The organism is Alteromonas gracilis (genome assembly GCF_043642145.1).
GTDB classification, from domain to species: domain Bacteria; phylum Pseudomonadota; class Gammaproteobacteria; order Enterobacterales; family Alteromonadaceae; genus Alteromonas; species Alteromonas gracilis_B.
In genome coordinates, this window is the sequence record NZ_JBHZRZ010000011.1 from 93,296 (window position 1) to 114,429 (window position 21,134).

Sequence of the window (21,134 nt, forward strand, 5' to 3'; positions counted from 1 at the left end):
CTTACTTAATTTTTTGCTATTAACATTGATTATGAAAAGCCTCTAGTCTGTCAGATTCCTCCTTCACTACTTGATAGCATTCACAGCACATTCTCTCTAATTTTGGACGGTCTACAACTTTGATGTGTCCTCTTTTGTAAACAATAACACCAGCTTTTTGGAGTTTACCCGCCGCTTCCGTTACACCCTCTCTACGAACGCCTAACATGTTTGCTATGAGTTCTTGCGTCATTGCTAAATTGTTGTCGGGTAAACGGTCTAGTGATAGCAAAATCCATCGACAGAGCTGCTGCACGATAGTGTGATGTCGATTACATACTGCAGTCTGTGACATTTGTGTAATAAGAGAAAGGGTGTAGCGCAACAGAAGGATACGAACAGCGGAGTCTTGATTAAATGCTTGCTGAATTGACTTAGCAGGGATGCGATATGCTTTTCCTTCGCTTTGCACAATAGCTCGGCTAGGCGTGCTGCCACCGCCCAAAAACACAGCAACTCCTACAATACCTTCATTCCCAACTACTGAGATCTCAGCTGACGCCCCGTCAGACATTTCAAATAGCAAAGAAACGATGGCATCAACGGGAAAGTAAACATATTGTAATTCCTCTCCTGACTCATAAAGCACCTGAGCTAGCTTGAGCGGGACCAATTCTAGTTTTTTTTCGTATTGTTCAGGTAATACAGTGAGTAGGGCAGATAAGAGAGTGTTATTGCATTTGAACATAAGTAAACGTTCCTTTGTTGACTTTCTGTTTTCTTTATTAGATCTGCGTGCTTATCCAGAACATACGTTTATTATTGCAATGTAAACGTTGTTTTTCGCTTCTGTGCAATATCGAACAAAGAACGAATTGATTCTAATTAAGTATAGATGGTTGAGAGGATTTTGTGTTGACCTGACGCATTAGTGGTCTAATTTTTTTTAGAACGAACTGGGCGGTATTTGGTAAAAGAAAGTAAAAGTTTCATTAACTATTTTAGTAGTAGGTTTTCTTTTGACTATCCGGCAATTATGGAGTTGGGCCATATCATAGCTGTTATCTTCAGTGTCTCAATATTTTAACGTGCTAACACTTATTTACCGTAAATCAAGACAGCGCACTGTTTTGGGGGAGTTTGTTTGCTATCAAGTGTAAACGCCCAAGTCTCGATAAAGTTGTGGATTCACACTACCAGATTTCTGTGACCCATACATTTACCTCTAAACTAGAACCAGGAAGCCCCCAAAATGCTCCGGATACAGCAGGAACAAGTTCGGGGAGCCTGCTTACAGCCACAGCGATATGATTCGCACCAGTTAAACTTCCGTGAGTTGGGTCGAACCCTTTCCATCCCGCGCCCGGAATAAACACTTCTGCCCACGCATGGGTCGTGCCGCTGATCGTACTATCAGATTGTTCATGTATGTAACCACTTACAAATCTTGCGGCAAAACCGAGATATCGTACTACATCAATGAATAGGGTAGCCAAATCCCTGCAGGAACCCTCGCGACTTGATAGGGTCGTTTGCGAGCTTTGAACGCCTTCTTCATCCCGCTTTTTGTAAGCAATGGATTGGTAGATTTGCTGGTTAAGTAAGAGCAGTAGCTCAAAGGTTTGAGCGGGTTGGTTTTCAATCCATTCCGTACTTATCCAGTTTTTTAGCGCCATATCGTCTGCGTTATTCCGGTCGTGTAAATAGGGTGCCAATGTTTTAGCGTCATCAATCGGGTATGAAAAAGGATAGGAGACGGCGTAGTCCGCTATTAAAAAATCATGTGGCGATATATCGTATTTTTGCACGATCGTCTTACTCTCAATCAATAAGCGATTGGTGGATTCAGAGAACGTGGCGATAACGATAGAATTGCTTTCTACATCTCGAACCCATCTTAAACTTGCGTTTGGGTTTATCGTAAGCTGAGACGACTCAATATGCTGATCGTGACCTTCGCGAGGGCGCAGCCTCAATGTGTGAGGCTGAAGTTGGACGGTTTCTGGGTACTCATATACCGTTTGGTGGGTGACGCTAAACCTTTTCATGTGTAATGTTATCCGCGTTTGCCACTCTTTACACCTATCTTAACGCCGATTGAGTGACGGGTTCGCTGTTTTTACGAGTGATAAAAAACAACACAGTCGTTCCCAATAAAGAGGAAAATAACGATGCTGTGAGAATGCCCAGTTTTGCAGCATCAACGTGTTCAGGTGTGAAAGCTAGATTGGCGATAAATATCGCCATGGTAAATCCAATACCGGCGAGAATTCCGCCTGCGAAGATTTCTCCCCAAGATAGATCGGATGGTCGCTCTGCAAGTTTCGCTCGCACCGCCACCCAACTAAACAGGCATATACCGGCAGGCTTGCCAATAACAAACCCGAAAAAAACTGAAACAGCAATAGCAGCGGACATCCCCTGAGCTGAGAATGAAACGCCAGCATTGGCAAAGGCAAATAATGGCATAACAACAAAACCAACCCATGGGTGAAGAACAAACTCTAACCGTTCAACCGGTGACATTGCTTCTCGTGCCGCGGCCTCGGCTGTCCTTAACAATTTGGTATGAGCCATACGTTCTTTACTGTTGCTACTTTCAGAAGGTCTCGATAATGTATTAACAATATCGTGCAGGCGGCTATCGCTTACCCATTTTGTTGTTGGGGTCATCAATCCAAGTAGCACGCCGACAACAGTAGGATGGACACCTGAAGCATCTACTAGTAGCCAAAGAACAATACCAGCAATAACAAACAATACAATACTGCGAACACCCAACATGGTCATACATTTCACCACAATGAAACCGACGAGTGCACAACTTAGATACCAAAAGTTGATATCGGAACCATATCCTACGGCAACCACAATAATGGCGCCAAGGTCGTCGACAATAGCAAGAGACAACATAAACACTCTTAGGCTTTTAGGAACACGTCGCCCCATCAACGCAAGGCAACCAACTACAAACGCCGTATCTGTAGCCATAACCGTTCCCCAACCGTCTTGGCCCACTTCACCAAATTGAAAAAGGAGATAAACAAAAGCAGGGACTAGCATCCCGCCAATAGCACCAGAAACAGACAGTATTGCAAGCTTTGGCTTGCGTAACTCACCCAACACTAGCTCGCGTTTTAATTCCAATGCGATTAAAAAGAAAAAGAGTGTCATCAACCCATCGTTTATCCAAGCATGCACATCACGCTCGAGGACGACTGAACCAACCGTCACACCAATCGGTGTTTCCCATAGTGAAAAATACTGTGCGCTAAACGAAGAATTAGCTAAAAAAAGTGCCAACAGCGTAAAAACCAATAGCATAATCCCGGCCGCCGCTTCGATTTTAAAGAAACGACCCAACGGATGCGTTATCCAGTCTATCGGAGATTCGGGTAACTGTTCTGCTTTACCTCTTTCGTAAGAAAGCAGCAAATGCAAGCGTAGCTTCTCATAATTAAAACTCATCGACACTCTCAGCGATAACCGGCCCGTTAATGAATCTGAACAGGTTGCTTTCTACTGATATTACCAACATCGTCTTTTCACTGGCGACTGAGGGGGAGGTTGCCAAGGTTCGCGTAAAGGCAAAAAAATTGACGGGTCCAAGGCTTTTTCCGGTTTCATAACGCATGTCTTCCTGCAACGGCCAAAAACTTTTGGCGTTTCCTACAATCACAATAATTGCTCCTATCGACGGCATGGTCTCTTGCAAGGTTTTCAGGTAATTACGCCAACGTGTGATTAAGGGTGACTCAGATATTCGGCAAATGTTGCACTAAATCTAGCCATATCTCCCTTGGCCTTATTTTTTAACGTCAAACGATATCCATCAGCCTCAAGAGTGCGCTGATCCTTTTCACCTTCGTTCAGCGGGATAATCGTATTGTAGTCACGACGCGTTTCATTTATCGGTTTTTCTTTTTACTGTATTGCCAATTTCTGGCAACGCCTCAAGTAGTCTATTTTCTGTTGGTTCATCACACGCCTTGTGTCTTTATGACTTTGGAGCAATTCATATCTGCCTACGCGACAAACTCAGTCTAGCCAATCTATTATCTGTAGTATGTTCGCTAGCAAACATAAGCGAGTTGAAATTAGGAGTTTTATAACACCCTTGTTTCAACTGCTAACCAAGAACATTTTTCGAGCACTCATCAACAGTGACTTGACTTATCGACGTGATTACTCAACTAAGCTATCTAGTTGGATATTCGACAGGCAATTTACAATTTGTTAGTCAGCTTTTGGAGATGATATAAGTACTAGAGGGGCCCCAAATAGCAACCAATAGACTGCACACAAATTATCGATGCATTCTAAGACCGAAAATACTCAACATTGGTTAGTTCAACCGAGAGTCATTCATCTGTTTCTTTATGAATCTTTTCCATACGATAAAAAAACTCAGGTAGCCCTAAGGTGCAGCAGAATTGAATCTGTTTCATCCTACAGAAAACCCCAGGGGCTCCTGGGGTGAAGTAGATGTGAAGTAAGTACGCTATGGAATTTAATATAGATATGAATTAATCCGCCAATGCGCTTAATATCACAAGAGCAATAACCTATAGGTTACTTCTTTTCTTCTCGCTTTTGATCTTGCTTTCTTTCTTGCTGGGACTGTTGCTTTTGTGGCTCATTCCCTGGTGCAAGTTTCTTTTCTTGGTCGGTTTTTACGTCTTTTTTAGGGTTTTGCATAATTGCCTCTATTTTTTTCACCGAGAGCTAGATTGCTATCAGTTGAAATAGAGCTTAATAGCTTTGGTCGCACCTTTCCGTTCGCTAGCACACACTCAACCAATAATAATTATATCGACACGCATCAGTGTGCTAGCGAACAGAACATAGGTTTGTTCGATGGCACAATAATTTGTCAGGTTTATTTCATTAGGCCTGATAATGAATTTTTTAGCGTATTTCGATGCTGGCTACTATTCGTTATCACGGCAATTCTCATGATAGGAGTAAAAAATGAACGTACTCGCCCATGAAGTAGAACGAGTTCCTAACCAACAAAATATGGCAGAGGGAAAGCCGTGCTATTTAAGTGCTAATACCCTAGCTAACAATGACATTTACAACCACAAAGAACAAAAGCTCGGAAAGCTACATAGTCTGATGCTTAAGCTCCCAAATGGCGAGGTATCCTTTGTAATCATCGCAAAGGGAGGATTTTGTGGTATTGGCGAGAAGTTATTGGCCGTGCCATGGCAGGCATTAACTCTGGAGCGCGAGAAAAAATGTTTTGTTTTACCGATGCCAGAGGAGAGATTGGAGCAGGCCCCATACTTTGATGCGAAAAGTTGGCCGAACATGGAAGATCCAACTTGGGCGACCGAAATATTCAACTATTACCATGTTGATCTTTCCAAACCAAACACATACTCAACTACTGAGCGCAAGAGCAAATAGAGTTTGGTAAAAGCAAACTATCTTGACATCTTTAAGCTGTTGAACATGCTATTTTTCAAGCTCAACTGGAAAGGTTCTTCCATGTATTCGACGGTTTTTTGTTGATATTTAATGTCTCAGAAAGATAAGTGTAAGCTGGGCTTATTACTGTGCGCTAGCGAACAGAAAAAACACCTCAATACTTTCACACTTTTCATGGTCGTTAGTTCAGATATTCCAATGTATTGCAGAACATCAAAACTTGCTTCAATTGGCTGAATTTTCGAATCAAGATCCAGAATACGCTTATGAAAAAATAAGGATGTTACGACCACAATTTAATCGGTTTTTATTTATTAATTTGCCAAAAGGTTAACGTGAATATGAAGCGCAGTATCGATGTGTTAATCGTCATTGAAGATGACCGCCTTGCCATTAATATTAATCAGTCATTCCATCAATTCGCACCAACGGTAAAACTAGAGAGAGCGTTAAATTTTAACCACGCGCTAAAAATAGTAAAAACGTCTAGTGTACGATTATTTGTTCTCGGGCCATTGTGTCACCTTGACGCCGATTCGGGTGTACATATGTTGACGGCAGCGTCACCGGAAACTCTGGTCCAAATCATTCCTAGCGCTTTCTTGGAAAAAGCACCTCCGAATGAAATTCTAATGAAATGGTTTCAAGTGCTATGCAGCACCTTTTTTGAAAAAGAAACGCGCAATACAAAAGAAGTTATGATTCAGCAGAAAAAGGCCTTGGCATCAATGAAAGAAGCGGTATTTAATTGCGATAAATATCTCAATGTCACCTATATCAATCGCGCAGCTGAAGATCTAATTGGATTAGATATGGAAAAAGCTCTGGGTATGTCATTGACGTCTGTTATGACTTTTAGCTTTGACGGTGATGATAAAGAGCCGGAACTTAGTTTAGAACTTTTATCGCATGACGGGCTTGTAAATGTCGTTCATTTAGATTCAACGCTTCATTGTCAGAAAGGTAAAAAAAAGCGCGTGTTTAACTCCATTAATTTGCTTTTTGATGACAACGGTAAGGTTGATAGCGCGGTTATTATTACTCGCAAATCCGACAATCAATATTCAGATTTGTATCATCAGGCAAACTATGACTGGCTTACCGACTTGCCTAATCGCGCTTTGCTTGGTGAGCGTTTGAGCCGAGCCATTAAATTAGCAATGAGGCATCACTATCAAGTAGCGCTGATGTTTGTAGACTTGGACAACTTTAAACTCGTTAATGACTCATTGGGACATGACGCTGGTGATCAACTTTTAAAATCAGTGTCAAAGCGCCTGATAGGTTGCATCCGTGCCAGTGACACTGTTAGTCGAGTTGGAGGGGATGAATTTGCCATTTTGCTTGCTGACATCGTCGACTTTGGCGATTGTGAACGGGTAGCCAAGAAGATTCTCAGTGCCTTTGAGTTACCTCACCAAATAGGACAAAAAGCCTATGTTATTGGTCTGAGTATTGGCATTAGTGTTTGCCCCCTAGATGCAACATGTAACACATCCATGTATAAACATGCCGATGAAGCCATGTATAAGGCAAAAAAAAACGGCCGTAATACGTTTGAGGTTTATTGTCCGACTATGCCAGATACCTCTTAGTTTTAGTATGAAAATGGTACCAGAGGCTGGACTTGAACTAGCACACCCTTACAGGCGACGAATTTTGAAAATTTTACGTCTGCTTTTTGCTATTATCATAAATAAGCTCAATAAATATAAATATGCTTTGTAAAATCTTTACATTGCTTGCTCTTTGCTTTCAGTTAACTATGACAGTCAATATTCAGGCTTTGTATTAGCAGTGTTACCACTCTTTTTGAATGAAACAAAAAATAGCGCTACCCAGTTGATAGACTTCCATACCTGATTCTCTGAATCATTTTCACATGTTAAACACAGCGACTTCTGTTAGCGTAATAATTATTCAAAACAATTTTTCGAATTAGGAGAGCATACGTTGAAAAGTATTATTACAAGGATTCTTATATTCACTTGTGGTAGGCATCCCTAATTTATCGGGTGAAAGGCGAGATATGACGCCGACTCCTTTAAATCGCAATGGCGAGCCTTTATGGTTTGGAGGAAAACAAGAGCAATACCTTCAGTTTATTCAGAATGATATTATTCCCTTCATTGAAGAGAGGTTTCACGTCGCTGACTACAGAGTTCTTGTTGGACTGTCACCAACAGGTCAATTTGCATTGCACAGTATCTGGAATAGGCCCGGATTATTTAACGTTCATATGGCGATAAACACCGCTGATTTCAACGCGGTTGGATACGAAAAAAGTAGTGTACTTGAGAAAATCGCCGCGATCGTAGAAAGTAATAAGCAACTCACGGGGCACCTATATATTTCAATACCAAAATCAGGAGGGGGACAAAACCTTCAGATTTTGGAGGGATACGAAAAGTTTGGATTGGCACTGAAATCTCTCGACGGTAGCAGTTTTAAATACAAGCACGAGTTAACAGAAAATAATGGTTATGCGGCGGTACTACCAGCCGTTACTTCGGCACTTCACTTTATATTCCCTCCAGAACTTTGGGACCCCAATTATCGGGACTTTATGAGTGAAAAGCCCGGACAAACTATCCAAAATATAAAAGGCTATTATCTGGAACTTAGTGAAAGGTATGGATTTGGAGCTGTGCCAAAAGGCGAGCGATATTACAATCGCAATAGATTAATGAGAATGGGCTACGTACTTCTTAAGCAGGAAAGAAATGCAGAAGCAATCGAGATGTTTGAATACTGATGCCACCTATACCCTAATTCAGCAAACCCGTTTGATAGCTTAGCTGATGCCTACGCATAATTGGGGAATGCATTAAAAGAATCTCAGTTAAGAAAAAGAGCAAAAGAACTGGCAAATCAAAACGCTGACTTTAGGGTCACATTATTTTGAATGCTGTACTTATTTATTTAAAGAGCATCATTAAGAAATTGATTGAGAAGCCAATATTAATGATAGCTGGCTGTAGCCGATATTGACCAAGCGGCGCTTTACACACAGCAATGGCATTAAAGAAGGCTTCCACAACAAAATGGAAATGATATCGAGAAGAGCGTATGGTTTTAGAAACTTTGAAAACTATCGAATAAGAGTGATGACCCATTGTGGATGGGATGGTGTTATCAATCGTGTAAGGTGAATGCTGATCCCCCGTTTATGGGGTAGAGCCCGAAACTTTAAGAATTACAGAGTAAGAGTGGTACCAGTGGGCGGACTTGAACCGCCACGCTATCGCTAGCAACGGATTTTGAATCCGTCATGTCTACCAATTCCATCACACTGGCATTGTGTATGGTTATCAACGCGATGTCGATGCTTGGCATTATAGCGATGCCGCGAGTCTATACAACAACTTTTTATGCTTTTTGTTGCTAAGTGCCGAAAGATTGCACAAAGATGCTTTGCTTTGCTTTGCTTTGCTTTGCTTTGCTTTGATGCATCCATTGTTCAATCCTCTGATTATAAGAATAATTAAAAACCTTAGGTAGCATGCGATGAGCGTGCAATTGAACGATGTTAGGCCTGGCCAGTCGTTAAGTGGCATTAAGTATTGCTTAGTTTGTTTATGCAGTAGCGCGCTTGTGTCAAACTATACGCTGTTTGTAACTAAGTAGAATATCAAAGAGAAAAGTGTGGCAAAGCACGACAATAAAGCGAAACGAAGAGCCAATTCTTCGCAGTCCCAAAAAGCGACAGCCGAACAAGGGATAGTAAAAAATAAAAGTGAAAGTGATTCAAATCAACGAGCCGGATTCGTACGACGTTTACTGGCCATGATTTACGACACCTTGGTGGCGACTGCAGTTGGCATGTGTGCGGCAATGGTGATGATAGTGACGCTGGTGGTTCTGTTGAAAAACGGCGTGCTGGATTTGCAAGGTTATGCAGAACCAGCCGACCTTATTCAGGCCTCTGCTGGTTATAAGCTACTTATTCAAAGTTGGGTAGGCGTTTGGATAGCGGGATTCTTTTTGTGGTTTTGGAGAAGAGGCGGGCAAACGTTGGGCATGCGCGCTTGGCGCTTGCGTATTTATAGCACTGTTGAAGAGCCTATGACTTGGCCGCGTTTGTTCATTCGCTTGGTAGCATCGCTAGGGGGCTTGGGTACGTTGCTTGTACTATTTGATATTAAGAATAAACAGTCACTACAAGACCGTTTAGCTAAAACAGAAGTATTGAAATTAACCAAAGAAGCGAACGATCATAAAAGTTGGTAGCGCTTTGGGTTTTGAGGGCATGAGTTTTAAGACTCATGCCCTTGTTAAACACAATAAAAGCTATGACTGAAAAGTTAACCGCTCGGCTTGTGGTAATCTTTCCATCAATGCCGCCAATGCCATCAGCGCCGAAGCATTATCCCTGCAATTGCCGCAAACAGCAGGCTTGGCAGCAAAGCGCCTAGGAATGGCGGCAGCTGGTACACCAAGCTCACTGGACCAAACACTTCGTTTAATATAAAGAAACCAAAACCTGTGAGTACGCCCATAATAACCCTAGCACCCATGGTAACGCTTCGCAGTGGGCCGAAAATAAAAGACAGTGCCATTAGCAGCATAACGCCCACTGATATAGGCTGAAAGATCTTACGCCACAAGGCTAGCTGATAGCGTGAAGGGTCTTGATCATTGTTGTCGAGGTAGTTCACGTAATCCAGTAGCCCAGTAATGGATAACGCTTCTGGCTTAACCGCAACAATGCCCAACTTATCTGGTGTCAGTGTTGAGTTCCAACGCATGCGGCTGTTTTCATCTACCGTCACTTGCGTTTCAGTAAATTGGGTAATCTCAACACCGCTTAGCCACCAACCATCTCCGTCGTAGGCACCGTTTTGAGCATAAGTAATACTGTTTAAAGAAAGGTCAGGATTGAAGTTGAAAATGCTCACGTCTTTAAGTGAATCTTGGCTAAGCACTTGGCCAATGCTGACGAAGCGATCGCCATCTTTTGCCCACACCAGCTTATCTGAAGAAAATAAACTGCCGCCTGAAATTGCCTCAGTTCTTATTTGTTTAGCCTTGGTTTCACTGTATGGGGTTACCCACTCGCCAACGGCCATTACCAATAAAATCATGACAAGGGTAGACTTCATGGCAGAGTTGATTATATTCCAACGGCTCATGCCTGCTGCTTGCATTACTACAAGCTCACTATTGCTTGCCAGCACACCCATGCCAATAAGCCCTCCAAGCAGAGTAGCCATAGGAAAGAACTGCTCTAGGTCGCGAGGCAAGCTTAGCAATACGTAGATAAAAGCGACGAGCATGTCATAGTCGCCTTCACCAATTTTACGCAGTTGTTCAACGAATTTTATTAGCGCGCTTAAGCCAATGAGCACACTAAGAGTTACGGTAATGGTGCCGAGTAAGGTTCGTGCAATATATAAATCGAGGATCCTAAACATTTATTTCTTCCTCAATAACCAAGCACGAAACTCTGTGCCGGTTTTCCTATCCCGAACAATAAGCATTATACCAATGATCAGCATAATGGTGTGTACCCACCAAAGGCCTAGTTGGGGCGGCATTTTCCCGTCTTCTAGCACGCGTCTACTCGCCAATAACAGTAAGAAGTAACCCAAGTAAAGCAATATGGCAGGAAACATTTTACCAAAGCGCCCCTGACGAGGATCGACAGCGCTAAGCGGCACTGCAATCAGTACTAAAAACGGGATGGAAAGTGGTATAGCTATACGCCACTGAAGTTCGGCTCTGGCTTCGATGCTGTCGTCTTCCCACAATTCGCTGGTAGGCAATACGCTTACCTTGCGACGAGTTTCATCTGCGGGTTTATCGGCAATTTGTATTTGGTATTCATCAAACTCTACCTTGCGGTAGGCCTTCTCAGCTTGTTGCCCCTCGTACTGAACGCCTTGTTTCAAAACAAGGTTACGGGTGCCGTCTGGGTTATTCGCAACTTCGCCAGTTTGTGCGTAAACCACGCGCACGTCGCCTTCGCTATCACCTGTTTGATTTTGTGATAAAAATACTCGCTCAAGCTTGTCGTTGCTGTCTACGTCATGTACGAAAATAACTGCTTTTTCGTTACCCGTTTGCTGGAATCGACCAGGCATGAGCGCAGAAATTCCAGCTTCGTTACGAGCTTTTTCCCGCAGCTGGTATTCGTTTTCGGCGGCCAGTGGCGCGAAGTAAAGTGTTATGGCCCCGGTAACTAGCATGATAAGAACGGATAAAAACAGCATGACCCGGGTTACGTACCATTCACTTATGCCGCAGGCCCGCATTACGGTCATTTCACTGTCTACATATAACCGGCCGTGCGCCAGCATAATGCCTAAATAAGCGCTAATGGGAAGCACCAATGATGAGAGAATAGGGGCATATAAACCTAAGAAGCCAAGCACTAGCCCAGCGGGGATATCACCGTCAGATGCGTCGCCCAAAACGCGCACAAACCTAAGGGTGACAAAAATTGCCATTAGGATAAAGAAAATCGCTAACTGAGATTTCAGCGTTTCCTTAAGTAAATAGCGGAATATCAGCATCTCAGCCCTTCCGGAAAATTAGGAATTTTAGTGAAAGAAAGCACAATTTTGTTTAAACTTACCGTTTTTACAAGTTTTGCCTGCAATCATAAACCGTTTGCATGGTGTTTTGACGCAAATTTAACCTATATTCAATAGGTGTGTCAGCGTGAATTGCAGCGAACTAAAAAGTTATGCTGCGTATTAAAACATAAAGCAGCGCGAAACGTTACGTGATTTTAGTCATCGTGCAAACCATAAACGACGAAAAGCGAGGTGATATCGTGGAGTTTAGTGTAAAAAGTGGCAGTCCTGAAAAACAACGCAGTGCATGTATTGTTGTGGGTGTCTTCGAGCCGCGCCGCCTAACGGCAGTGGCTGAACAACTAGACGAAATCAGTGAGGGTTATATCAGCAACTTGTTGCGCCGTGGCGACCTTGAAGGCAAAGCGGGCCAAATGTTGTTGCTACACAACGTGCCAAACGTACTGAGCGAACGCGTGCTTTTAGTCGGTTGTGGTAAAGAGCGCGAGCTTGACGAGCGCCAGTACAAAAACATTATTGCTAAAACTATTCAAACGTTGAATGAAACCGGTTCAATGGAAGCCGTGTGCTTCTTAACCGAGCTTCACGTTAAAGGCCGCGATACTTATTGGAAAGTGCGCCAGGCGGTAGAAGCAACGGAAGACACGCTTTACACCTTCATGCAGCTTAAAACCAAAAAAGGTGAGCCGCGTCGACCACTTCGCAAAATTGTATTCAACGTACCTACACGTCGTGAGCTTACCGTGGGTGAGCGCGCAGTTGAGCATGGCTTAGCGGTAGCTCGCGGTTCAAAAGTAACCAAAGACGTGGCAAACATGCCCCCGAACATCTGTAACCCTGCGTATTTGTGGCAGCAAGCACAAGAACTTGCAAGCCAGTATGACAGCGTAACAGCTGAAGTAGTTGATGAAACACAAATGGCAGAGCTTGGTATGCAGTCTTACCTTGCCGTTGGCCGTGGTTCAGACAATGAAAGCATGATGAGTATCATGCATCACCGCGGTGGTCCTGCCGACCAAGCGCCAATTGTGCTTGTAGGGAAAGGCCTTACCTTCGATTCAGGCGGTATTTCACTTAAGCCTGGCGAAGCCATGGATGAAATGAAATACGACATGGGTGGCGCAGCAGGTGTACTTGGTACTATGCACACAATTGCGGCACTTAACCTTCCAATCAACGTTATTGGTGTACTAGCAGGCTGTGAAAACATGCCAGATGGTAACTCATACCGTCCGGGCGATATTTTAACGACCATGTCGGGTCAAACTGTTGAAGTTCTTAATACCGATGCAGAAGGTCGCTTAGTTCTATGTGACGCGCTAACTTACGTTGAACGTTACGAGCCAGAATTGGTTATCGACGTTGCTACGCTAACTGGTGCTGCAATTATTGCATTAGGTCACCACGCCACTGCGGTAATGAGTACGCACAATCCGCTAGCGCACGAGCTGCTTAATGCGTCAGAGCAAAGCTCAGATCGCGCATGGCGTTTACCGCTTTGGGACGACTATCAAGAGCAGCTTGAAAGCCCGTTTGCCGACATGACAAACCTTGGTGGTCGCCCAGCAGGGTCAATCACAGCAGGTTGTTTCTTGTCACGCTTCACGAAGAAGTACAACTGGGCTCACCTTGATATTGCCGGTACGGCATGGCGCAGTGGTAAGAACAAAGGCGCAACAGGCCGTCCAGTGCCTATGCTGTCTCAGTTCCTAATGAACCGCGCTGATATCAAGTTAGAGGACTAATCATTTATGCCACAAGTGATATTTTATCAACTTACCAGCAGTGACAATGGCGTAGCAGGCCGCGCCAGTGAGGTCATTGCCTCAGCGTTTGCTAACAAGCAAAAAATTAGCGTGCTGTGCGATACACAGGCGCAAGCTGAAGACGTTGATGAATTGTTGTGGCAGCTACCGGCTAACCGCTTCGTGCCCCATAACCTTTATGGTGAAGGACCGCAGTCGGGAACGCCGGTGGAAATTTGTTGGCGGCCAGAGCAGGTAGCCAGACGACAAATGGTGGTGAACGTGGGCTCCGGCATGGTGCCTTCACCCAATCAGCATCGTCAAATCATCGATTTTGTACCCGTGGACGAGAACGCCAAACAGGCCGCGCGGGTAAGATACAAAAACTATCAGCAAGCTGGATGCAACATGCAGTTTAAGTCTGCATAAGTCATTCGCGTTTAGCTTCAATTTGAGAGTGTGTAATGGATAAAACCTTCGAACCGCAGTCCATCGAGCAGCAGTGCTACAAGTCATGGGAAGAGGCGGGTTTATTTAAAGCTTCAGGTAGCGGCGACCCTTATTGTATTTTGCTTCCGCCACCAAACGTGACCGGTAGTCTTCACATGGGCCATGGTTTCCAGCAAACCATTATGGACGCCTTAACCCGTTATCACCGCATGAAAGGCGACAATACGCTATGGCAAGTGGGTACTGACCACGCCGGTATTGCTACCCAAATGGTGGTAGAACGCCAGCTTAACGCTGAAGGCAAGACGCGCCACGATTTAGGTCGCGAAGACTTCATCAAAAAAGTGTGGGAATGGAAAGAGCACAGCGGCGGCACCATTACGGGCCAAATGCGCCGTTTAGGTACGTCTCCTGACTGGTCTCGTGAAGTGTTCACCATGGACGAAGACCTGTCTAAGGCCGTAACTGAAGTGTTTGTTAAACTTCACGAAGAAGGCCTTATTTACCGTGGTAAGCGTTTGGTTAACTGGGATCCAGTGCTTCACACTGCAGTATCTGACCTAGAAGTACTAAACGAAGAAGAAGACGGCCACATGTGGCACATGCGCTACCCACTTGCAGATGGAAGCGGTGAGCTAGTGGTTGCGACAACGCGTCCTGAAACCATGCTAGGTGATACAGCGGTTGCGGTTCACCCAGATGACGAGCGCTATCAAGGCTTTATAGGCAAAGAAATTAAGCTGCCTATTACTGGTCGTTTAATTCCAGTTATTGCCGATGACTATGTCGATCAAGAGTTTGGTACAGGCTGCGTTAAAATTACGCCTGCACACGACTTTAACGACTACGACATGGGTAAGCGTCACAACCTACCTATGATCAATATTCTCACCGACGATGCGAAAATTAACGATGATGCGCCAGAGGCATATCGCGGTTTAGATCGCTTCGACGCCCGTAAGCAAATTGTAGCCGACTTAGAAGCGCAAGGTTCATTGGTTAAAATTGAGCCGCACAAGCTTAAAGTGCCACGTGGCGACAGAACGGGTGCGGTAATTGAACCGTACCTAACTGACCAGTGGTATGTAGCCGTTGAGTCTCTTGCTAAACCTGCGATTGAAGCGGTTGAAAGCGGCGAAATTCGCTTTGTGCCAGAGAACTGGAACAAGACTTACTACCAGTGGATGCACAACATTCAAGACTGGTGTATTTCGCGTCAGCTGTGGTGGGGACACCGCATTCCAGCGTGGTACGACGAAAACGGCAACGTTTTTGTTGGCCGCACCGAAGAAGAAGTGCGTGAAAAGCACGACCTTGGCAGTGACGTAACGCTTTCACAAGACGACGATGTACTAGATACCTGGTTCTCAAGTGCACTATGGCCGTTCGCCACCATGGGCTGGCCAGAAGAAACGCCTGATCTAGAAACCTTCGTGCCTTCTTCAGTGCTAGTAACCGGCTTTGACATCATTTTCTTCTGGGTTGCCAGAATGATCATGATGACCAAGAAGTTCACGGGCAAAATTCCGTTTAAAGACATCTACATTACTGGTCTTATCCGCGATGAGAACGGCGATAAAATGTCAAAGTCGAAGGGCAACGTGCTTGACCCAATCGATTTGATTGACGGTATTGATATTGAGTCGCTAGTTACTAAACGCACTGCTGGCATGATGCAGCCTCAGCTTGCTGAGAAGATTGCCAAGCGTACCCGTAAACAGTTCCCTGATGGTATTCAGGCCTACGGTACAGATGCACTGCGCTTTACGTTTGCAGCTATGGCGTCAACCAGCCGCGATATCAACTTTGATATGGCCCGTGTTGAAGGCTACCGCAACTTCTGTAACAAAATTTGGAACGCATCGCGTTTCGTATTGATGAACACGGAAGAGCACGATACAGGTCGTGACGGTGGCGAAATAATACTTAGCATGGCCGATCGCTGGATTTGGGCGAAGTTCCAACAAACGCTAGTTGAGTTTGAAAAAGCGCTTGAAGACTACCGTTTCGATATTGCTGCACAAACCGTTTACGAGTTTACCTGGAACCAGTTCTGTGACTGGTATCTAGAGCTAACTAAGCCTGTGCTTAATAATGACGCCAGCACCGAAGCTGAAAAGCGTGGTACGCGTCATACGCTTATCAACGTGCTTGAAAGCCTGCTTCGCTTGTTGCACCCGCTAATGCCATTTATCACCGACACTATCTGGCAGCGCGTTGTGCCATTAAGTGCGCTTAAGGTGGAAGAAGGTGCAAGCATTATGGTTCAGGCATTCCCTGAAGTTGATGAAGCGAAACAAGACGACAAAGTGCTTGCTGATATCGAGTGGGTGAAGAAGTTTATCGTGGGTATTCGTAATATTCGTGGTGAAATGGATATCTCGCCAAATAAGCCACTTAATGCGTTACTTAAGAACGTGAGCGACGAAGACGCTCGTCGTCTTGATGCAGCTAAAGCGTTCCTTGATAAGCTATCTAAGCTTGAAACCGTTACGATCTTGAAAGACGGTGAAGAAGCACCAGCCAGCGCCACAGCGCTTGTGGGTGAGATGGAAATTCTTATCCCAATGGCAGGGCTTATCGACAAAGACGCAGAGCTTGCTCGTATAACCAAAGCTATGGAGAAAATCGAGAAAGATGTTTCTCGTACTCGTGGCAAGTTGGGTAACGAGAAGTTTGTAAGCAATGCACCTGAAGCGGTTATTGAGAAAGAACGCGCTAAGTTGGAAGAGGGTGAAAAAGCCCTAGCCAAACTTAAGGAACAGTTCGAGACCATTAAGGCGCTATAACATCGAGTGGCATCGTTTTGTGTACGCGGCCGTTAATCGGTTGATGTAGAGGTAAAGAAAGTTTCTCTATCTCAACGCATTTCTAGATGTACTCACACCAATTAAAAGGGTTACCGATAGGTAACCCTTTTTTTCAACTGGCGAATCTTTAACAGCTGAATTTATCTATTGTTCAAATATCGTTTCAACATTGCAATCAGCGATTTTTGCTTTATGGGTTTGGTCAGGTAATTATTCATTCCCGCATTCATCGCACTTTCTTTGTCCTCTTTCATGGCGTTAGCTGAAAGCCCAATAATAGGAATGTCAGTAAACCCTTTTTCGCGAAGCAGCGAGGTGGCTTCGTAGCCATCCATAACCGGCATTTGAACATCCATTAAAATAAGCTCGTATTGAGGAGAGTTCTCTACTTTACTTACCGCTTGCTTTCCATCTTCAGCTATATCAAAGGTCAGCCCTAAATTGGTAAGCATTTCGCCCGTGACGAGTTGGTTGATATTGTTGTCTTCCACCAACAGAATATGGCCTTCAAGCGATGTGGCTTCTGCTCCATCATTGGAATCAATACCGTCGACATGCTCATCTTTAGAAATAATTTGATGAATAAACCGTTGAAATTGAGCTGGCGTAAACGGGTGCATAATAAGTGGGCCTTTCCACAATGCGTCATATTTTGCCTGAAGTGCACTGCCTGCACTTTCCATAACTAATCCCACCGACTTTCCACTTTCTAGTAAAGAGTTTAACCAACTTATACGCTGCCTAAATTCACTAAATTCATGAATATCTACGATGATATACTCAGGCAAAATCGGTGTATTCTTTGCGGTTTCAATAGACATGCAGTTCTCTGTCGACAGCTGTACTTGATTACAATAAGCCTTGGGTAATAACGCATTTTCAGTCACATACATGCTATCTTTAGGAAGTTGGTGTATTTGTTCTAGCACACCTGACTGATTTTTGAATGCTTTAAGCGGTAGTTCAACTTCAAACGTGCTCCCTTTGCCCATGGTTGATGTTGCATCTAAACGCCCATTCATCAGTTCTGTTAGCTGACTAACAATAGCAAGCCCCAATCCTGTACCCCCGTATTTTCTATTAGTAGAGCCGTCGGCTTGGGTGAACGGCTTAAATATCTTATCAAGCTGAGTAGCACTCATGCCTATACCCGAATCCGTTATCCGCATAGTGAGATTGAGCACATTTCCTTTGTCGCTCACAGTACCATCAAATTCTATCTCTATGCGCCCTTGTTCCGTGAATTTCACGGCGTTGTTGCCAATATTCATAATGATTTGCGCAATTCGCAAAGGGTCGCCTATGACTTGCGGAGGTAAAGCCGGGTTAACTGTAAAGTGAACAGATAAATTTTTCTCTTTCGCACGTAACGCAATAACCGCAATCAAATTATCAAACAGCGAGTGTAGGGAAAAGCTCACTTCTTCTATCTTCAGCTTCCCAGCTTCAATCTTCGAAAAGTCTAAGATGTCGTTAATAACGCTTAATAGAATTTGTCCTGAATACGCTGCTTTATCAAGATACCCTCTAACTGTCGAAGACAGCTCTTGCTGCTGAGCCAGTTCAATGAGGCCAATTATTCCATTCATTGGTGTGCGAATTTCATGGCTCATATTTGCCAAGAACATGCTCTTAGATGCAGTAGCTTGCTCTGCCTTTATCTTGGCTTCAGTGATAGCCTTATTCAAGCTTTCCAGCTGCGTATTCATGGTTCTAGATTCATCTAGCAGCTTTTCTGTCTGTCGGTTCTTATCGCTAAAGACCAGCGCGGCTTTTGCAAGCTTGCCAATTTCATCTTTTCGATTACTTCCCGGAATGTTCGAGATCTGCACTCCTCGCGACAGCTTATTGAATACCTCAGTGATAGAACGGATTGGACCTAGAATACGAAACATGGCGAACAAAGCCGCGGAAAGTGCGAGAAGTATGGCAATTAACGAAAATAACTCGCCCCTTCGCTGGGTGCTTTCTGCCAGTGTGTAAGTGCGCTGTGTGATAACTTCGGAGTCAGTCGTCACTTTTTTGGCAAGTTCGCCACTTAAATACAGGAATTCATTAGCAGAACCCGCCATCACAACATTGACAAGAAACAAGTTGCCTTGTGTTATTTGCGTTAGCTTAACGAAATCGCTTTTAATCTTTCCTGCTAACCGCGCAATTTTTTCCTGTAGCGGGGCGTTTTTTGTTAGTGTTAACGCGCTCAAAGAATCAGCTGCTTCGTTAAACGCTTGAATAAAGCTCATATCTGGTTTCATCAAGTATTTGAGCATGGCGTTTTCTGCAGTGATAAGAAGGGTCTTGGCTTTTTCTACTGTGTCTTTCGAGATTTCGTTATTAACTTGCGCTTCGCTGAGCATGTTTTCCAGCACGATGATATCGGAAAGGGTACCTTGTGCGATTAAGTTATCGCGTTCTGAGCGTGCATCTACTACTTGCGTAAAGTTCTCTTGATAAGCATCTAAATGTTCTTTCATTCTTACAAGAACATAGTTGTCTTTTTGTTGAACCTCACCCTCGTCGACAAGTGCTAACTTATCGATTTTAGCGTTAATGGTTATCATTAGTCGGCTGAAGCGTGTTATTGCCGACTTACTCGCATTCTCTTTGAATATAAGTACGTTACGCTGTAAATCTACTACGTCGCGTTCAAGTTCCTTCACTAGGCCAACATCAACGACGGCTCGAGCGGCAGAGGAAACGCCTTTGTTTAAAACGGCTTGGTTTTGCCGTGCAATGAAACCCTGCGCCAATATAAGTGCAATAAAAGCGAGAAGCACTGTGATAAGCTGTATTCGAATTGACGATAACATTTGAGCCTAGAACGTCCTATTTCATTTACGTGATGTCTTTATAGATAACGCAATATCATGCAGTGATGAATTCGTACCATTTTTGTAAGCTGTATTCATAGGTTGGCATAACCGTATTCCAAACGGCAACGTTACTGAACCTTTCTTCATAGCTTCCGCCTGTGCGTTGTGCACCTTTTTTAACGCTGATTTTTCCATCAGTCCCTTTTAGTGGTTCAGAAGCCACTTGGCCTTTATACCAGTAGTTCCACTCGGTTTCAGAAAGGTATTCAGCGGAACGTTGGGGGTTGGAAATATAATAACCCTGCCTCGCTATAAATGCGCCAGGCCACCCCGATAGCCACCAGTTCATATACTCGTAAGCCACATCTTTTATCCTGCCATTTGTAGCAGAGGATAAGCACATAACACCATGCCAGCCTCGGTATCCTTCTTTCGGGGCAGCAAATGTTACGGGAACATTTTGTCCGTTTAAGGCTGAAACTGCGGGTGAAAACATGCTTTGAATGGCAACTCGACCGCTTTTCATAAATTCAACGGATTCCGGGACTGAAGTCCAAAAGCCGTTGAAATGATTTAATTGCGTTAGTTCAATTAGCAGGTTAAACAGGTCATCTAGCTCATATTCAGTCATGGCACCAATATCTTGAAACTGAATGAAGCCCTTGGCTTGCGCTGCAAGTGCCAAGTCGAATAGGCCAATGGTAGGGTCGTTTACAATGCCTACCTTGCCTGTGTAACGACTATCTAGTAACCACCCCCAGCTTTCTTCTTGCCCTTGGAGCTCTTTGGGAACAAACGTGCTGTTATAGCCAAAAGAGTCGACGTTGTGAACGTAGGGTAAAAAACTGATGGAATCGGTATGCGCCGAGCCTAAAGTACCGTCGCTTTGAACATTAATTATTTTGTGGGGGGCGTCACCTGCGCCCATACGCGCACTGTCGGTAAGTTTGCCTGTTTTGCTGAGGTTATTTATCTCGCCCCAGTACTGCAGACGTTTTTTCTCAATAGGCTGAATGGCGTGCGCCCGCCATAATACGTTAATGCTGTTAGACCACTGCTCGTACAAATCAAATGAAGATGGGTTCATTGAGGCTTTTTGTAAAACAGTAGCGCTGCCACCTGGCTCAAACTCTATTTTAATACCTAAGTCTTCAATAGCACGCTGGCGAATAGCTTCTTGTAGTGTTACGTGAGTTCCCAACACTCGCAGAGTGGGCTTTTCTTTTCCGATAGCAAAAGGTGTAACACCGGCGGTGAGTCCAAAAGCAAGGCCACCTTTTAATAAGGTGCGGCGTAGCGCAGAAGATGTGTTGTCTTTATTAGAGTTCTTAGGCATTAACGTACATCCATAGTAAATGATGACCT

The 21,134-nt window shown here is 44.2% G+C and carries 16 protein-coding genes, 1 tRNA gene and 1 pseudogene; 8 read left to right on the forward strand and 10 right to left on the reverse strand.

The features are described 5' to 3' along the window. Positions 1-19 precede the first annotated feature (19 nt). The 5 genes from ACHUFN_RS17270 to ACHUFN_RS17290 form a co-directional block, all read right to left on the reverse strand. Entirely contained in the window at positions 20-727 is a 708-nt protein-coding gene (locus ACHUFN_RS17270) for a Crp/Fnr family transcriptional regulator (RefSeq protein ID WP_394223856.1), read from the reverse strand. Between the two features lie 445 nt (positions 728-1,172). Continuing rightward, positions 1,173-2,027 carry a transglutaminase family protein gene (locus ACHUFN_RS17275; protein ID WP_394223858.1) on the reverse strand — a complete coding sequence of 285 codons (855 nt, stop codon included), beginning with the start codon at positions 2,025-2,027 and terminating at the stop codon, positions 1,173-1,175. A 34-nt stretch (positions 2,028-2,061) separates the two neighbouring features. After that, positions 2,062-3,447 (reverse strand): Na+/H+ antiporter NhaA, encoded by a 1,386-nt coding sequence (gene nhaA / locus ACHUFN_RS17280; protein ID WP_394223859.1) that lies wholly within the window; start codon positions 3,445-3,447, stop codon positions 2,062-2,064. Then, on the reverse strand, positions 3,437-3,658 hold the full coding sequence (locus ACHUFN_RS17285; protein ID WP_394223861.1) for a hypothetical protein: 222 nt from the start codon (positions 3,656-3,658) through the stop codon (positions 3,437-3,439). Before ACHUFN_RS17285 ends, nhaA begins: the two co-directional genes overlap by 11 nt. A gap of 893 nt (positions 3,659-4,551) precedes the next feature. Continuing rightward, a complete protein-coding gene (locus ACHUFN_RS17290; protein WP_394223862.1) occupies positions 4,552-4,677 on the reverse strand; it encodes a hypothetical protein in 126 nt (41 codons plus the stop codon). Between the two features lie 273 nt (positions 4,678-4,950). Here ACHUFN_RS17290 and ACHUFN_RS17295 point away from each other — a divergent pair, with 273 nt between their 5' ends. From ACHUFN_RS17295 to ACHUFN_RS17310, 4 genes and pseudogenes are all read left to right on the forward strand, one after another. Next, positions 4,951-5,391 (forward strand): PRC-barrel domain-containing protein, encoded by a 441-nt coding sequence (locus tag ACHUFN_RS17295; RefSeq protein WP_394223864.1) that lies wholly within the window; start codon positions 4,951-4,953, stop codon positions 5,389-5,391. Between the two features lie 362 nt (positions 5,392-5,753). Further along, on the forward strand, positions 5,754-7,007 hold the full coding sequence (locus ACHUFN_RS17300; protein ID WP_394223866.1) for a diguanylate cyclase domain-containing protein: 1,254 nt from the start codon (positions 5,754-5,756) through the stop codon (positions 7,005-7,007). Between the two features lie 434 nt (positions 7,008-7,441). Continuing rightward, positions 7,442-8,167 (forward strand): alpha/beta hydrolase-fold protein, encoded by a 726-nt coding sequence (locus ACHUFN_RS17305; protein ID WP_394223868.1) that lies wholly within the window; start codon positions 7,442-7,444, stop codon positions 8,165-8,167. A gap of 244 nt (positions 8,168-8,411) precedes the next feature. Continuing rightward, positions 8,412-8,564 (forward strand): annotated as a pseudogene (locus tag ACHUFN_RS17310) (transposase); the annotation flags it as partial. A 58-nt stretch (positions 8,565-8,622) separates the two neighbouring features. Here ACHUFN_RS17310 and ACHUFN_RS17315 read toward each other — a convergent pair. Then, positions 8,623-8,709, reverse strand: a tRNA-Leu gene (locus ACHUFN_RS17315). Between the two features lie 348 nt (positions 8,710-9,057). Here ACHUFN_RS17315 and ACHUFN_RS17320 point away from each other — a divergent pair. Continuing rightward, positions 9,058-9,642 carry an RDD family protein gene (locus ACHUFN_RS17320; protein ID WP_394223870.1) on the forward strand — a complete coding sequence of 195 codons (585 nt, stop codon included), beginning with the start codon at positions 9,058-9,060 and terminating at the stop codon, positions 9,640-9,642. A gap of 122 nt (positions 9,643-9,764) precedes the next feature. Here the strand turns inward: ACHUFN_RS17320 and lptG are convergent, their stop codons facing one another. Both lptG and lptF read right to left on the reverse strand, forming a co-directional pair. Further along, a complete protein-coding gene (lptG, locus tag ACHUFN_RS17325; protein WP_394223872.1) occupies positions 9,765-10,826 on the reverse strand; it encodes an LPS export ABC transporter permease LptG in 1,062 nt (353 codons plus the stop codon). Then, positions 10,827-11,927, reverse strand: a complete 1,101-nt coding sequence (gene lptF / locus ACHUFN_RS17330; RefSeq protein WP_394223873.1) for an LPS export ABC transporter permease LptF — start codon at positions 11,925-11,927, stop codon at positions 10,827-10,829. Positions 11,928-12,190: 263 nt separating this feature from the next. Between lptF and pepA the strand changes: the two genes are divergently transcribed. From pepA to ACHUFN_RS17345, 3 genes are read left to right on the forward strand one after another with little or no spacing between them, the layout of a single operon-like run. Beyond that, positions 12,191-13,696: a leucyl aminopeptidase gene (gene pepA, locus ACHUFN_RS17335; protein ID WP_394223875.1), complete on the forward strand. Its 1,506-nt coding sequence runs from the start codon at positions 12,191-12,193 to the stop codon at positions 13,694-13,696. Positions 13,697-13,702: 6 nt separating this feature from the next. After that, positions 13,703-14,125: a DNA polymerase III subunit chi gene (locus ACHUFN_RS17340; protein ID WP_394223877.1), complete on the forward strand. Its 423-nt coding sequence runs from the start codon at positions 13,703-13,705 to the stop codon at positions 14,123-14,125. Positions 14,126-14,160: 35 nt separating this feature from the next. Then, entirely contained in the window at positions 14,161-16,935 is a 2,775-nt protein-coding gene (locus ACHUFN_RS17345; protein ID WP_394223879.1) for a valine--tRNA ligase, read from the forward strand. A gap of 161 nt (positions 16,936-17,096) precedes the next feature. On the opposite strand, the gene ACHUFN_RS17350 is transcribed toward ACHUFN_RS17345, so the two are convergent. Both ACHUFN_RS17350 and ACHUFN_RS17355 read right to left on the reverse strand, forming a co-directional pair. Next, on the reverse strand, positions 17,097-19,766 hold the full coding sequence (locus ACHUFN_RS17350; RefSeq protein WP_394223881.1) for a hybrid sensor histidine kinase/response regulator: 2,670 nt from the start codon (positions 19,764-19,766) through the stop codon (positions 17,097-17,099). Positions 19,767-19,821: 55 nt separating this feature from the next. Beyond that, the gene (locus ACHUFN_RS17355; protein ID WP_394223883.1) at positions 19,822-21,105 is read right to left on the reverse strand and encodes an ABC transporter substrate-binding protein; all 1,284 of its coding nucleotides are present in this window, start codon (positions 21,103-21,105) and stop codon (positions 19,822-19,824) included. Positions 21,106-21,134 lie beyond the last annotated feature (29 nt).